The following is a 13,904-nucleotide window of genomic DNA, read 5'->3' on the forward strand; positions in this document are numbered from 1 at the left end:
CAGGCTATGAAAGTGAAGAAAATTATCTATACTTAAAGGAAAAACAAATAGAATCCTTCATAAAACCATCAAATTATAAAATTAAAAGGACAAGAAAATATAAAAGTGATATTTCTAGAAAGGAGAACATGCTATATTGTGATACTGATGATTACTACATTTGTGCTAATAATAAAAAACTAGAATTTGAAAAAATAATATATAGAAAAAATAATTATGGATTTAAAAGCGAATCTAGGGTTTATTTATGTAAAGATTGCTTGGATTGTAATTATTCCAATAAGTGCATTAAGTCCAAAAATAAATCTGGGTTAAAACGTATATATGTTTCGAAAAGATTTGAAAGTTTAAGAAGAAAATCAGAAGAAAATATAATTACAAAAGAAGGAATTGCTGAGAGACTTAACCGCTCAATTCAAGCAGAAGGAATTTTTTCATATATTAAATCGGGAATGAGATATTTAAGATTCAGACATAGAAGTATGGATAAGATTATTGCAGAAATGAAGTTATTAGCCCTAGCGATAAATATAAGAAAATTAAGCAATAAAATAATAGAAAATAAATTAGGATTTATTAGATATAAGGAAGCGATTTAATTATAAAAAATTTTAGATAAAATTAACCTTAGAAAATCTCTAGGTTTATTTAGTATACCTAAAATTAGAGGTGAAAAAATCAAATTATAAATTATGGAATTCTATATAATACAGTTGATAACAAGAACATAAAAAAGAGGCGTTTCACAACTTCTTTAGAAGTTATGAAACAGCCCCTTTAATTTTATTAGTATTCTGCTATAGGATCATCAATGAGTGTAGCAAAAACAGTGTTGTGGAAATGGTCAAGATCTACCGTAGTTGATGCTTTGACTAAGTGTACATGTCTACCTTTACCTACGGGGATAGCAGGGCCTGTCTCAACTGCAAGCTCATGAAGATGATTTCTAGTGAAATCGGTGTTTGTGAATATTCCGTGTATATGTCCGCCACCTTTTAATGGAATTGCTTCACTAGTAACTCCTGCAAAACGATGATTGTGTAAAATATCTATTTGAGTGCTCCCTAAGAACTCATGAACATGAGTTTGAGCATTGATTCCTGGATCATCTGGGTGTGTATTTTTTGAATAAGTGCTTACATCTTGCATATATATTTTCACCTCCTGTAGTATATAGTATTAAAAACTTGTCTGAAAAGTGCATTCAAAAGTTAAAGATAAAAGAAAAATATTAATGAATTCTTTAATTATTATGTGATGAAATTTATTTTTGTTTTCTCATTTATATATGGTAATATAAATTAAAAGCTTATTTTAAGGAAGGGGATAAATAATGAGTTCTAGAGATAGTACGAATAAAATCAAATTGGATAATGAGAAGCGAGTTCATATGATTAATGCTATTAAAGAATATTTTGCAAATGAAAGGGAAGAGGATTTGGGTGATCTTGCAGCCAGTTTAATATTAGATTTTTTTATAGAGAAATTAGGTACAGAAATTTATAACCAAGCTGTTCGCGATTCTTATGTATATATGAATGAAAAAATTCAAGATTTATTTGAGATTGAAAAGCATTAATTAATGAAAACCTAAATATATTTCTTTTCAGTTGTATAATATCTTATCCTTAAATTGTTCTTAATTTAGTTTATTATATATGGTATAATTATTTTATTATAAAGAGAAGGGGGTAGTAGGATGAAGACGAAGGATAGTTTGTCAAATAGCTATTTTTTATTTTTTCTAATTACAGTACTTGTATTTACATATTTGTTTGCAACAAAATCTATGGCTACTGGTTTGGTTAAAGTGATGATAGATGGAGAGGAGTTTACATCATCATCTAGTCCTTTTATTGAAAATGGACGGACGCTTATACCGATTCGTTTTATTTCAGAAGAATTGGGAGCAGATGTTAATTGGGATGGTGAAAATAGAGTTGTAACTATAAAAAATGATGATATTACAGTGCGTTTAAAGATAGATAGTAGATTAGTTCAATATAAAAAAGATGAAGAAGTAGTTTATGGTTTAACCGATGTAGCACCAAAAATCATAGATGGTCATACATTTGTACCTCTTCGTTTGGTTAGCAATGCGTTGGGTGTAGGAGTTGAATGGAACAAATTAACTAGGACCGCGTATATTGATACTAGTCAATCATCAAATATAGTTTCTTTCTTTGATGTTGAGATTACATCACTAGAACCTGGACAGGCCATAACAGGGAAAACTAAATTGCAAACAGCATTGTCGGATAAATATTTAAAAAATGGTAACCAGATAAAATATCTTTTATTAAATCCAGATACAGCTAAAGGTATTGTAATTGCTAGGGGGGAGGATCTTACAGGTGAATATATGTGGGTTCCAGATTTAGATGAAACTGGTGATAAAGTTCTAGTAGCTGCTATCTATGATAAAGATGGACAATTTATAGCTGGCGATTCAATTTCAGTTAATGTAGATGTAGCTCCTAAGGTTTCTCTAGAGGGAGTAACTGAAGATGAAACGTTTGATGATTCAATATGTTTAGGAATAGATACTAATTTTGTTGCAAGTAAAGTTAAATATGAAATCACAAATTTAGATACGGAAGAAGTTATAATTATTGGTGAAGATATCCCACAAGATCCTTATGGTCAATACAAATGGGAACCAAAGATAGATGAAAATGGAAATTATTTATTTAAGGCTATTGTATATGATACCAATGGTGAAACTCATGAAAGCAATCCTGTTAATGCTAAAGTTAGAGTAGACCGAAAATTGTCCTTAACAGGGATTACAGATGGACAAATAATAGATAAACCAGTTAACCTAATGGCTTCAAGGAATTTTGATGTAAGCGAAACGAAATATGTATTGAGAAATCCTAATACAGATGTAGAGGAGATTATTGCAGAAATACCCTATGGAAATTATACATGGTTTCCTGGACCAGAATTGGAGGGATCTAAAGAGGTCTTTGTTAGGGTTAAGGATACACAAGGGGCAACATATGAAAGTGAGCCTATAACTGTTACGCTAAAAGGGACGCCAATAGTATTATTGGATTGTATAGGACCTAACCAGGTATTAACAGAACCTACAAATTTAAAGATTAAAAGTAACGTTGATTTAGACAGTGTAAAATATATTATTACAAATCAGGAAACAGGAAAACAGAAAACAATAATTGCTGATGCAGACTCTTTGGATGAACAAATATATAATCCAGCGGAACAAGACATTGGATACTGGAGTATAAAGGCGGTTGCAAAGTATAATAATGAGGAAATCAGTAGCGAGGAGATTCCATTTAGAGTGTATCTGGGGAAAATATATGAGCCTGTTTCTATAGTTAATAAAAATAATTATGTAGATGAATATATTCAGTTAGCTTCTAAATTAGCTAGAGATTTTTGGGAAGATACAGGAATGTCTGCTGCTTTACAAACAGCTCAATCCATTCTTGAAACTGGTTGGGGACAAAATGTACCTGTAGATAAATATAGTGGTAAATTGTCATACAATTTATTTGGAATAAAAGGTAAAGGTCCTGTAGGTTCGGTTACTATAAATACTTGGGAAGTATATAATGGCCAAACATATCATGTTGATGCAGAGTTTAGAGCTTATAATAGCGTTGAAGAAAGTTGGATTGACCACAAAAGTTTTTTATTAGATTCTAGTAGATATGAATCTTTTAAGAAAGTAATGCATGATAGTACTCAGGGAGCATGGGCATTAAAAAGGTCAGGTTATGCAACTGATCCGGAATATGCTACTAAATTGATGAGAATTATAAATCAATATAATCTAAAGCAGCTTGATAAAATAGGAATTTAAAAATTTTGTTAGACTACTATAAAATTATCTAAATATGATAAACTTAAATACTAATAATATTGATCTAAAACATAGGAGGAATTAACTTGGATCTTAAATCAAAAATAAGGGTAATTGAAGATTTTCCAGAGAAAGGTGTTAGTTTTAAAGATATAACAACTTTAATAAAGGATAATAATGCATTTGTAGAAGCAGTCAATCTGTTAGCTAAAGACTTAAAAGATAAAGATATAGATTATATAGCTGGGCCAGAAGCTAGAGGATTTCTATTTGGAGCTACTGTAGCATATGCTTTAGGAGTGGGGTTTATACCAGTTAGAAAACCTGGGAAATTACCTGCAGATGTTGTTAGCTATGAATACGAACTAGAATACGGAAGTAACACATTAGAAATACATAAAGATGCTATAGGAAGAGGAAAAAGAGTTGCAATTGTAGATGATTTATTAGCCACAGGCGGAACTGTTATGTCTACTGCGAAATTAATAGAATCTGCTGGTGGAGAAGTAGTCGCTATGGAATTTTTAATTGAGTTGGAAAGCTTGAAAGGAAGAGAAAAATTGAAAGATTATTATATTAATTCTTTAGTTAAATACGAAAGATAAGCGAAAGAATGGTTGAATTTAACCATTCTTTTTATATTTATAAATATAAAGTATTTACATTTTATGTTATTAACTTAATACAAATAGAAATTTGAATATTTTATATAGTACAAAGGAAAACTAAAATTAAAATTACAAAGGAGGAGATTGAGAATGCGTGATATAGTTCCTTTTGGAAGGAAGGGTGACTTTTTTCCATCATTTTTTAGAAATTTTTTTGATGACGATTATTTTCCAGCGATGAGCAATATGCAGGAGAATTTTAGAGTTGATTTAAAAGAAACAGACGATAATTATCTTGTAGAAGCGGATTTGCCTGGGATTAAAAAAGAAGATATAGATATAGATTTCTCCAATAATTATTTAATAATCAATGCGAAGAGAGAAGGAACTGTAGAAGATAAGAAAGAAGATTATGTTCGCCGTGAAAGACATTATGGTGAATTTAGAAGAAGATTTTATATGGATAACGTAGATGAAAGTAAGATAGATGCTACTTTTAATAATGGCGTTTTAAAAATTACCCTTCCAAAATTAAATAAAGGAAATAATAAAAGAAGAAAGATTGATATTAATTAATGATAGTGTAATTTAATTACACTATCATTAATTATGCTACTTTTCATCCATTTAATTATTTCCTTTGCTGTTTTTCTACTGTCCTTGTTATAAAAAGTGGCACAATATGTTTTAGTTTTGTTTTCATAAAGTGGATCATAATATTTAGTCATTAGTTCTTCAATTATTATTTCATATTTAGACTTTTTTACCATCTCTATATATCTATCGATGTTTTTATTGCCTAGATATTTTCTTAGTGGTTTTAATGCTTTAAGAAGTTCATCATCAGTATCATGAACGTAATCTTTCAATATATTATTGACTCTTGTCTCAATGTCAGCATGGATCTTTATATGAATTCCACTTTTCATTAAATTAAATATATAATCAGGAATTATATCATTACCTATTCTTTTACTTTCACCTTCTGTAAAGATGATATTGGATTTTCTATTTTTAATGGATTCATACAGGAGGCTTTCGAACATCTTTTGAGTATTTTGTTCACCTAAACCAATACTTCCAAAAAAAGAACCTCTATGATTTGCACAACCTTCTAAATCGAGAACATCCATACCTTCCTCTTTAAGTGCCTTTAATATGTCTGTTTTACCAGTGCCAGTATTACCATAAAGAACTACAAATTTTATACCCTTACATGCATTTGGAAGTGCATTATTGATATATTTTCTATATTTTTTATATCCACCATCAAGTTTGTATACATTCATTCCAAGAGTTGCAAAAAGTGAAACTAAGGATGTACTTCTAAATCCACCCTTAGCGCAGAAGAGTATAATGCTTTCATATTGTTTACTTAATGAATTAAACTTATCATATATATCAGGAAGTTTCTCTGAAGCAATTTCTATTCCTAATCTTTTAGCCTTTTCAACACTATCTTGAACATAAGTTGTTCCAACTATTTCCCTTTCATCATCAGTGAAAATTGGGATATTAATAGCACTTGGAATAGTATATGCTTTATATTCACTAGGACTTCTAACATCTATTAGCGCAAATGTTTTACTCATATTGTTTTTATCTATCTTTTCATAATCGATTACTTTAAACATAGAATTCTCCTTTTTTATAATAAATAAGAACAGTATATATTATACACTACTATGCTCATTTACAAAAGGCTAGAAATCTATGTCAGACAAACTATTAATAAAATTAAATATTTTGCTAAGATCCATCTTTGGTGCATACTAATTTTATTTCATCGTCTTTTAATAGTCATCTTTAAATAATTTTTCAATAGTATTTACATCGTTGCTAAATTTTAAAGGTTTTATTGATGGTCCTTCTATTATCTCACCTTCGTAAGTAAATCTTGAGCCATGACAAGGGCAATCCCAAGATTTTTCAGCAGAATTCCAATTTAATTCACAACCCATATGTGGGCATGTAGTATTAACTAAATGGAGCATTCCTTCTTCATCTCTATATGCTCCGATTCTTTCTCCATCAATTTTTATAATCTTACCTTCACCAGGTTCTATATCAATATTCTTAGGCAATGAAGAAAGTTTTCCTTTTAATAGGTGTTCTGCAACATTTAAATTTTCAACCACAAAATTTTTGGCTGATGAAATAATGTTTTTACGTGATGGATTATAAACATTTTGCCATTTGCTTTCTCCTTTAACTATCAAGTCTCTAAGAATCATAGCAGAGACCATACTATTTGTCATACCCCATTTTTGGAATCCAGTAGCAACATACATATCAGGAGTATTTGAAGTATAGTTTCCAATATAGGGTACTCCATCTAAGGTAATATAATCCTGAGTAGACCATTTATAAGGAATATCTTCTATAGTAAATATACTATTTGCAAAACTTATTAATTCTTGGTAGCTTTCATCTGTATTATCACTTTGGCCAGTTGTATGGTTAGCTCCTACAACTAGAATAAGCTCACCATCTTCTGTATTTTGAGAACGAAGTGATCTTGTCGGATCCTCTTCATTTACATACATTCCACCTGGATATTTTTCTTTTGCTTTAATCCCAACGATATACGACCTCTTAGGGAATACTCTGGCAAAGTACATTCCGTGTTTATTATAAAAAGGATATTGTGATGTGATTATTACTTTTTTTGCCCTTACTTTGTTTCCTTTTTCAGTAGTAATTACATAATTATTGTCCTTTTCAATATCTACAGCTCTACTATTTTCAAATATACGAACGTTGTTATCATGTATAATACTAGCTAAACTTAAAACATATTTACGTGGATGGAATTGAGCTTGGTTATCAAAGCGGATTGCTGCTTTAATAGACATATTAAAAGGTATCTCCTCTACATAGGAAGCTTTAATTCCTAAACTTGATGCTGTTTTAACCTCGTTTTCAATCTGTTGAATATATTTTTCTCGTTGAGTATATACAAAGGCTGGTTGAGATATATAATCACAGTCGATTTGGTTATCTTCTATTATTTCTTTAATTTTATGGATTGCTGATTCATTTGCATGTGCATATTGCTTTGCAAATTCTTTTCCTGCTTGTGTTTTTATTTTATCGTAAATAAGACCATGTTGTGATGTAATCTTTGCTGTAGTGTGTGCAGTTGCTCCTTGACAGATATGATCAGATTCAAGAACTGCTATGTTTAAATTTTCCTTTTGTAGTAAATATGCACATGATATGCCAGCTAAACCCCCACCTATTATTACAACATCTACATCTATATCCTCGTTTAAAGTTGGATAATTAGTAGTAGGTGTAGATGCTAACCAGTAAGATTGAGGTAATTTTTTCGAATTATTTTGTTTATTCATAATATCCCTCCAGAAGTTAACATAAAATTTTCTATAGATTATTTTTTACTTTAATGATATAAAGTATGCAAGTTTATTAAATTGAGAAATTAAGGACATAAAAAAATTTTTTAAAGAGAAGATAATATAAAGTATATTTATAAAAATGGTATAGGAGGTTAATGGATGAATTTTGATAATATTTTGGAGAGGAGAATAGTAAAAAATGGACTTCATAGTTTAGTATTAGAGATTTCAGCCGATGAATATAAGGAGGACTACGAAGAGTATAACGATGATTATGCTTCAAATATTTTAGAAAGGCATCTACAATATAGAGGCGATGACGGAAGACCTACGAATATACAGATTGATTATGATTATAAGAATAATATTGTAAGAATTTTTGCAGATATCCACTATTTAGGCAATGATCATACTACATACAGAATGTAGTACTTAATGCAACTACACCCATGGCTAAATGGATGTAGTTGCATGTATAGACAAAAATTTATCAAAAAATTTTATATAAAAGACAGGTTATGACAAAATATAACATTTGTATTTTGTATAATAGGGTTTGTGAGCAAATATATAATAATTTAGTAGGAGGTTTTATTTGGAATGGATCATATTAAGTATCAAGTTTCAGATTGCGAAAGTAATAACGTGGTAAAATACATATTTATATATATGTTAGTTTTGATAAGCGTATTATTTTTAGCGTATAATAATTTTTTGGTATATCATACAGCAATTGAACTGTTAAGTACACTTATAGTTTTATTGACGGCAACTATAGCTTTAATTGCCTATAATATAAGTGAAAATGATAGTATGATATTTTTAGGAATAGCTTATGGTTTTATTGGGTGTTTAGATTTAATTCATATATTGACATATATGGATATTGGAGTTTTTGAAAGTAATACCACTAATATCTCAACACAATTATGGATTATTGCAAGATATCTGGAAAGCATATCTTTGTTAACTTCTTTTATGTTGGTCAATAAAAAAATTAGTCTTAAGAAAGTATTTTTAAACTATTTTGGCATTTCAGCCTTATTGTTGATTTCGATATTGTATTTTAACATTTTTCCAGATTGTTTCGTGAAAGGTGTAGGGTTAACTTCATTTAGAAAAATTAGTGAATATATTATTTGTGGCATATTATTGCTAGGGATTTCATACTTTATCAACTCAAAGGATACGGATTTGAATAAAACTGACATATTCTTAGTATTATCTGTAACAACTACAATTATATCTGAAGCATTTTTTATTCATTATATTGAGATATACAACTTAACCAATATTTTAGGACATGCTTTAAAATTAATTTCTTTTTATTTAATCTATACCGCTTTGGTTGAATCAGGATTTCAACAACCCAGCTTGAGTGTAGCTAAAATAAACAATATTTTATGTAATAAGAACCAAAATTTAGAAAGGATAATTCATAGATATAAATCACAATCCGAAAAGGAAAAAAGATCAGAAATAGAAAGTTTGAGAAAAACAGAATTATTGACTGGTATATTAGAATCATCACTGGATGGTATATTAGTTGTAGACAATGACAAAGATATTATGCACGTAAATAAACAATTTGCAAGGATGATGAATATTTCATATAAAGAAGTTTCAAGTAAAAACTTTAATCAGGTAATTACTCATATCAGAAAAAACTTGTATAATCCTGAGGACTTTAAAAGGTGTATCAAAGATTTTCAGAAATCAAAAGGTAATCAGACTTATTATTTTAAGTTTAAGAACGAGAAATTATTTGAAGTATCTGTTTTACCTTTTATTGACAAGGGGGTAAAGAAAGGGAATATAATTAATTGTAGAGATATTACCCAAAGAGAGAAGGTTGAAGAATTACAAAAAAAGATAGATATAAGACAAGCATTACTACAGAAGGCAAAGGAAATTGATGATATGAAAAATTCATTTTTTAGAACAGTATCACACGAACTCAGAACACCTCTAAATGTTATTTTAGGCATAATACAACTTTTGCCAAATATAAATAAGAATGATGCAGAAGAACAAAATGTTGTACCCGATGAATATCTTAAGATATTAACGCAGAATTGTTACAGGCTAATTAAAATTGCTGATAACCTTATTGATATTACAAAAATAGATTCGGGACATATGCATTTAAACTTAAAAAATCATAATATTGTTTCTATAATTGAAGACATTACCCTATCTGTAGCAGAATACGTTAAAGATAAAGATATTTCGTTAATATTTGATACAGAAGTGGAGGAACGTATTATTGCTTGTGATGATTATGAGTTACAAAGAGTTATGCTGAATTTGCTTTCAAATTCTATAAAATTTAAAGAATCAAATCAAGAGATTAAAGTAAATATAAGGAATAAAGATGATAAAGTTGTTATATCGGTAAAAGATAATGGTAAGGGAATACCAGAGAACATGATAAATACAATATTTGATAGATTTGAACAAGTTGATTCATCATTACATAGGAATAATGAAGGAAGCGGTATCGGATTATCTATTGTTAAGTCAATAATAGAAATGCATGGAGGGAAGATATTTTTAAATAGTCAATTAGGAAAGGGAAGTGAGTTTATCATTGAGTTACCAGTATATTTGGTAGATGATGATGAAAATTCAACTAAAGTGAATCGTAGCAAAGATGTAATAATCGATAGAGTAGGAATAGAGTTTTCTGATATATATGAAATAAGTTCATAAATACTAGGGCATCTACAATTGTAGATGCCCTAGTATTGTGGTGGGCGATATTGGATTTGAACCAACGATCTCCACGATGTCAACGTGGCGCTCTAACCCCTGAACCAATCGCCCATAAGTTAAATATATAATAACATAATTTTTTTCAATTTTCAATTTTGATTTATCATATTATTTTGTGCATTTTAGGAATAATAATATATATTCGCCTAAATAATTAGTTTCAGGATATAATATAATAATATTAAGTTGTAATATGTTTAATCTAAGCGTTAATAGATTTTAGATAGGAGAAGGTCTATGAAAAGGTACAATATGAGAGAATTAAATAAAAAAACCATAGAAGTGTTAGAAAAAAGAGGAGTAAAGGTTAGAGACATCGGAGAATTAGTATATAAATTACAAAAAGATTATTATCCAGATTTAACACTAGAAGTTTGTATAGAAAATGTCGAAGCGGTACTCATGAAGAGAGAAATAATTCATGCTATTCTAACTGGCATAGCATTAGATGAATTAGCAGAGAGGAATCTTTTATCAGAACCCCTACAGAGTATAGTAGAGTCTGATGAAGGATTATATGGTATCGATGAAATCATCCCATTATCTATAGTAAATGTTTATGGAACTATTGGATTGACTAATTATGGATATCTAGATAAGGAAAAGAAGGGTATTATAAAAAAATTAGATACTGAAAAGGGAAAAGTGGTGAACACTTTTTTGGATGATTTAGTTGCTGCAATTGCTGCAGCTGCTGCTAGTAGAATTGCTCATGCGAGGGAATAAATGCAATGAAATAGTAGAGTCTACTATTTCATTGCATTGTATCATCAATATCATGTGTTAAAATTTCTTGAATTTTCGTTTCTATTCTATTTAAATCTAAACCAGCTTCATCTAGAATACTTCTCCTTAGCATATGTCCAACTTGTTCAATATCATCTAATATATCCTGTAAGAGTTCTAATGCAGCAGTAGCTTCTAAAATGTCCTCTGGTGTTTTTGACATGTTGGCTAAAATTGAAGTTTCTGTTCGAGAAACTACCATAGGATTATTGAGATTTTCCACATATACTAAGGTACGTCTTCCTGGGCCACGGTTATCTTCGATTGGATCAAGAGCTACAATTTTATCTGAACGTATAAACTTTCCATATCCTAATGGAATAAGAGTATTTTCACGAATTTCCAATATTGATCATCCTTTATAATAGTTGTATTTAAACATATTTTGTGCAATAAAATTTATATTATACTTATTATTAATAGTTGACAATGTAGATTGGATAATATATGATATAAGCAAATATTAATTTTATAAACAAAAGTTGGGATAAAGATGACTAATAGAGAACGAGAAATATTAAATTTAATTGAAAAGAATCCTATGATAACTCAAAAACAAATAGCAGAAATAATAGGTATAACTAGATCCTCGGTTGCTGTTCATATTACAAATCTTATTAAAAAGGGATATATTCTTGGAAGGGGATATATTGTTCGCAAAGATTCGTACATTACGGTAATTGGAGGAGTGAATATAGATATTCAAGGATTTCCATATAATAAACTGATCTATAAGGATTCAAATCCTGGAAATATTAAAGTATCTCTTGGTGGTGTAGGGAGAAATATAGGAGAAAATTTGGTGAGATTAGGGATCCCTACCAAATTAATATCTGTAATTGGGAAGGATATCTATGGTACTAAAATAATAGATGAATCAAAACTAATCAATTTGGATTTATTAGATTCACTAATATTAGAAGGAGAGTCTACTTCTACATATATGTCCATTTTAGATGAAAATGGGGACATGGCTCTTTCTATATCCTATATGGATATCTTTGATAGGATGACAGTGGAATTTATTAAGAATAAAGATCATGCCATTGAAAATTCAATGCTATCCATAATAGATACAAATATACCTAAAGATGTTATAGAGTATTTGGTAACTACTTATAAGAGCAAGGAATTTTTTTTAGATACTGTATCTACTACGAAGGCAAAAAAGGTTAAAGAATTAATTGGGCATTTTCATACAATAAAGCCAAATAGAATAGAAGCAGAAATTCTTTCAGGTATTCAGATACAAAAAAAAGATGATCTTAAAAGAGTTACCGAATATTTTTTGAAAAAAGGAGTTAAGAGGGTATTTATCAGTTTAGGGGAAAAAGGAGTTTTTTATGATGATGGAATTGATAGTGGCCATATTAGAGGACCTAATATAGAAGTTGTCAATGCCACTGGAGCTGGTGATGCATTTATGGCGGCTTTAGCTTATGCCCATATAAATCAGCTTGATATTGAAGAAAGTGCAAAGATGGGAATAGCTTCGTCTCTACTTGCCCTTTCCCATGAAAATACCATAAATCCAAGTATGTCTATTGAAAATATTAAATTATATATGAAGGAAGTGGAACCATGTTAAAAAAATATTTAGATATCAATCCAGAAGTATTAAAAGCAATTAAAAGAGGAGACCCTGTGGTTGCTTTAGAATCAACAATCATATCCCATGGTATGCCTTATCCTCAAAATGTAGAGACTGCATTTAATGTTGAAAAGATAATTAGAGATAAAGGTGTAGTACCTGCAACAATAGGTATAGTAAATGGAAGACTTAAAGTAGGATTAACAGTTGATGAGATAGAATATCTAGGAAAGACGGAAGGTGTGATTAAAACATCTAGAAGAGATATTCCGTTTATTGTTTCCAATAAATTAGATGGTGCTACCACTGTAGCGTCAACTATGATTATTGCTTCTCTTGCAGGAATTAAAGTTTTTGCAACAGGTGGCATTGGAGGAGTTCACAGAGGAGCTCAGGAAACCTTTGATATATCAGCAGATTTACAGGAATTGGCACGTACTAATGTAGCAGTAGTATGCGCAGGTGCTAAATCCATATTGGACATAGGGCTAACTTTGGAATATTTAGAGACCCTTGGAGTACCTGTTGTAGGGTATAAGACAGAGGAACTGCCTGCTTTCTATACTACTAGGTCAGGCTATGAAGTAGATTATAAGGTAGATTCAGCAGAAGAATTAGCACAAGCTATAAAATCTAAATGGGATTTAAAACTGAATGGAGGATTAGTTGTAGCAAATCCAATACCTAAAGAATTTGAAATAGATTATGAAACTATAAATAAAGCTATAGACGAAGCGATAGAAGAATTAGAACAAAAGGGAATAAGAGGCAAAGAAACTACTCCATTTCTTCTCTCGAAAGTAAAGGAGATTACCAAAGGGAATAGCTTAGATGCTAACATTCAATTGGTTTATAATAATGCAAGAATAGCTAGTGAGCTGTCTATAGAGCTTTCAAAATTATATAGAGATAATTAGTAAAGAAGCATATTTATTAATTCCTATTATATAAAA

General features: G+C 29.8%; 14 protein-coding genes and 1 tRNA gene. 10 read left to right on the top strand and 5 right to left on the bottom strand.

Annotation, left to right across the window (positions count from 1 at the left end; genetic code table 11):
* On the top strand, positions 1 to 599 hold a 599-nt coding region (locus K8M07_RS03955), incomplete at its 5' end, for a transposase (protein ID WP_223376596.1).
* Between the two features lie 187 nt (positions 600 to 786).
* Here K8M07_RS03955 and K8M07_RS03960 read toward each other — a convergent pair.
* On the bottom strand, positions 787 to 1,149 hold the full coding sequence (locus K8M07_RS03960; protein WP_223376597.1) for a YmaF family protein: 363 nt from the start codon (positions 1,147 to 1,149) through the stop codon (positions 787 to 789).
* Positions 1,150 to 1,333: 184 nt separating this feature from the next.
* Here K8M07_RS03960 and K8M07_RS03965 point away from each other — a divergent pair, with 184 nt between their 5' ends.
* The 4 genes from K8M07_RS03965 to hsp18 all read left to right on the top strand — a co-directional run bounded on the left by K8M07_RS03965 (position 1,334) and on the right by hsp18 (position 5,016).
* A complete protein-coding gene (locus K8M07_RS03965; RefSeq protein ID WP_223376598.1) occupies positions 1,334 to 1,579 on the top strand; it encodes a DUF2164 domain-containing protein in 246 nt (81 codons plus the stop codon).
* Between the two features lie 120 nt (positions 1,580 to 1,699).
* Complete coding sequence (locus K8M07_RS03970; RefSeq protein WP_223376599.1) at positions 1,700 to 3,832, top strand: stalk domain-containing protein; 2,133 nt, start codon at positions 1,700 to 1,702, stop codon at positions 3,830 to 3,832.
* Between the two features lie 86 nt (positions 3,833 to 3,918).
* Positions 3,919 to 4,437 carry an adenine phosphoribosyltransferase gene (locus K8M07_RS03975; RefSeq protein ID WP_223376600.1) on the top strand — a complete coding sequence of 173 codons (519 nt, stop codon included), beginning with the start codon at positions 3,919 to 3,921 and terminating at the stop codon, positions 4,435 to 4,437.
* A gap of 153 nt (positions 4,438 to 4,590) precedes the next feature.
* Entirely contained in the window at positions 4,591 to 5,016 is a 426-nt protein-coding gene (gene hsp18 / locus K8M07_RS03980) for a heat shock protein Hsp18 (protein WP_223376601.1), read from the top strand.
* Here the strand turns inward: hsp18 and mnmH are convergent.
* Complete coding sequence (mnmH, locus tag K8M07_RS03985) at positions 5,013 to 6,074, bottom strand: tRNA 2-selenouridine(34) synthase MnmH (protein WP_223376602.1); 1,062 nt, start codon at positions 6,072 to 6,074, stop codon at positions 5,013 to 5,015. The two genes, hsp18 and mnmH, sit on opposite strands and share 4 nt — an antisense overlap.
* Positions 6,075 to 6,233: 159 nt before the next feature.
* A complete protein-coding gene (locus K8M07_RS03990) occupies positions 6,234 to 7,793 on the bottom strand; it encodes an FAD-dependent oxidoreductase (RefSeq protein WP_223376603.1) in 1,560 nt (519 codons plus the stop codon).
* 165 nt (positions 7,794 to 7,958) lie between these two features.
* Here K8M07_RS03990 and K8M07_RS03995 point away from each other — a divergent pair, with 165 nt between their 5' ends.
* A complete protein-coding gene (locus K8M07_RS03995) occupies positions 7,959 to 8,228 on the top strand; it encodes a hypothetical protein (RefSeq protein WP_223376604.1) in 270 nt (89 codons plus the stop codon).
* Positions 8,229 to 8,399: 171 nt separating this feature from the next.
* A complete protein-coding gene (locus K8M07_RS04000) occupies positions 8,400 to 10,511 on the top strand; it encodes an MASE3 domain-containing sensor histidine kinase (protein ID WP_223376605.1) in 2,112 nt (703 codons plus the stop codon).
* A 38-nt stretch (positions 10,512 to 10,549) separates the two neighbouring features.
* On the opposite strand, the gene K8M07_RS04005 is transcribed toward K8M07_RS04000, so the two are convergent.
* Positions 10,550 to 10,625, bottom strand: a tRNA-Val gene (locus K8M07_RS04005).
* Positions 10,626 to 10,811: 186 nt separating this feature from the next.
* Here K8M07_RS04005 and K8M07_RS04010 point away from each other — a divergent pair.
* On the top strand, positions 10,812 to 11,300 hold the full coding sequence (locus K8M07_RS04010) for a phosphatidylglycerophosphatase A (protein WP_223376606.1): 489 nt from the start codon (positions 10,812 to 10,814) through the stop codon (positions 11,298 to 11,300).
* 28 nt (positions 11,301 to 11,328) lie between these two features.
* Here the strand turns inward: K8M07_RS04010 and K8M07_RS04015 are convergent, their stop codons facing one another.
* Positions 11,329 to 11,706: a hypothetical protein gene (locus K8M07_RS04015; RefSeq protein WP_223376607.1), complete on the bottom strand. Its 378-nt coding sequence runs from the start codon at positions 11,704 to 11,706 to the stop codon at positions 11,329 to 11,331.
* A 147-nt stretch (positions 11,707 to 11,853) separates the two neighbouring features.
* Here K8M07_RS04015 and K8M07_RS04020 point away from each other — a divergent pair, with 147 nt between their 5' ends.
* The gene (locus K8M07_RS04020) at positions 11,854 to 12,948 is read left to right on the top strand and encodes a carbohydrate kinase (RefSeq protein ID WP_223376608.1); all 1,095 of its coding nucleotides are present in this window, start codon (positions 11,854 to 11,856) and stop codon (positions 12,946 to 12,948) included.
* Positions 12,942 to 13,868 (top strand): pseudouridine-5'-phosphate glycosidase, encoded by a 927-nt coding sequence (locus K8M07_RS04025; protein WP_223376609.1) that lies wholly within the window; start codon positions 12,942 to 12,944, stop codon positions 13,866 to 13,868. The genes K8M07_RS04020 and K8M07_RS04025 overlap by 7 nt, the downstream gene beginning before the upstream one ends.
* Positions 13,869 to 13,904: the final 36 nt, after the last annotated feature.

Origin of the sequence: Schnuerera sp. xch1, assembly GCF_019931165.1 — a bacterium.
GTDB lineage: Bacteria > Bacillota > Clostridia > Tissierellales > Tepidimicrobiaceae > JAIOUP01.

Bases quoted from the DNA above. Each gene is read 5' to 3' on its own strand.
- hsp18 (WP_223376601.1), top strand. From the start codon at position 4,591: ATGCGTGATATAGTTCCTTTTGGAAGGAAGGGTGACTTTTTTCCATCA.
- K8M07_RS04025 (WP_223376609.1), top strand. From the start codon at position 12,942: ATGTTAAAAAAATATTTAGATATCAATCCAGAAGTATTAAAAGCAATT.
- K8M07_RS03995 (WP_223376604.1), top strand. From the start codon at position 7,959: ATGAATTTTGATAATATTTTGGAGAGGAGAATAGTAAAAAATGGACTT.
- K8M07_RS03990 (WP_223376603.1), bottom strand. From the start codon at position 7,793: ATGAATAAACAAAATAATTCGAAAAAATTACCTCAATCTTACTGGTTA.
- K8M07_RS03970 (WP_223376599.1), top strand. From the start codon at position 1,700: ATGAAGACGAAGGATAGTTTGTCAAATAGCTATTTTTTATTTTTTCTA.
- K8M07_RS03965 (WP_223376598.1), top strand. From the start codon at position 1,334: ATGAGTTCTAGAGATAGTACGAATAAAATCAAATTGGATAATGAGAAG.
- K8M07_RS03960 (WP_223376597.1), bottom strand. From the start codon at position 1,149: ATGCAAGATGTAAGCACTTATTCAAAAAATACACACCCAGATGATCCA.
- mnmH (WP_223376602.1), bottom strand. From the start codon at position 6,074: ATGTTTAAAGTAATCGATTATGAAAAGATAGATAAAAACAATATGAGT.
- K8M07_RS04000 (WP_223376605.1), top strand. From the start codon at position 8,400: ATGGATCATATTAAGTATCAAGTTTCAGATTGCGAAAGTAATAACGTG.
- K8M07_RS04010 (WP_223376606.1), top strand. From the start codon at position 10,812: ATGAAAAGGTACAATATGAGAGAATTAAATAAAAAAACCATAGAAGTG.
- K8M07_RS04020 (WP_223376608.1), top strand. From the start codon at position 11,854: ATGACTAATAGAGAACGAGAAATATTAAATTTAATTGAAAAGAATCCT.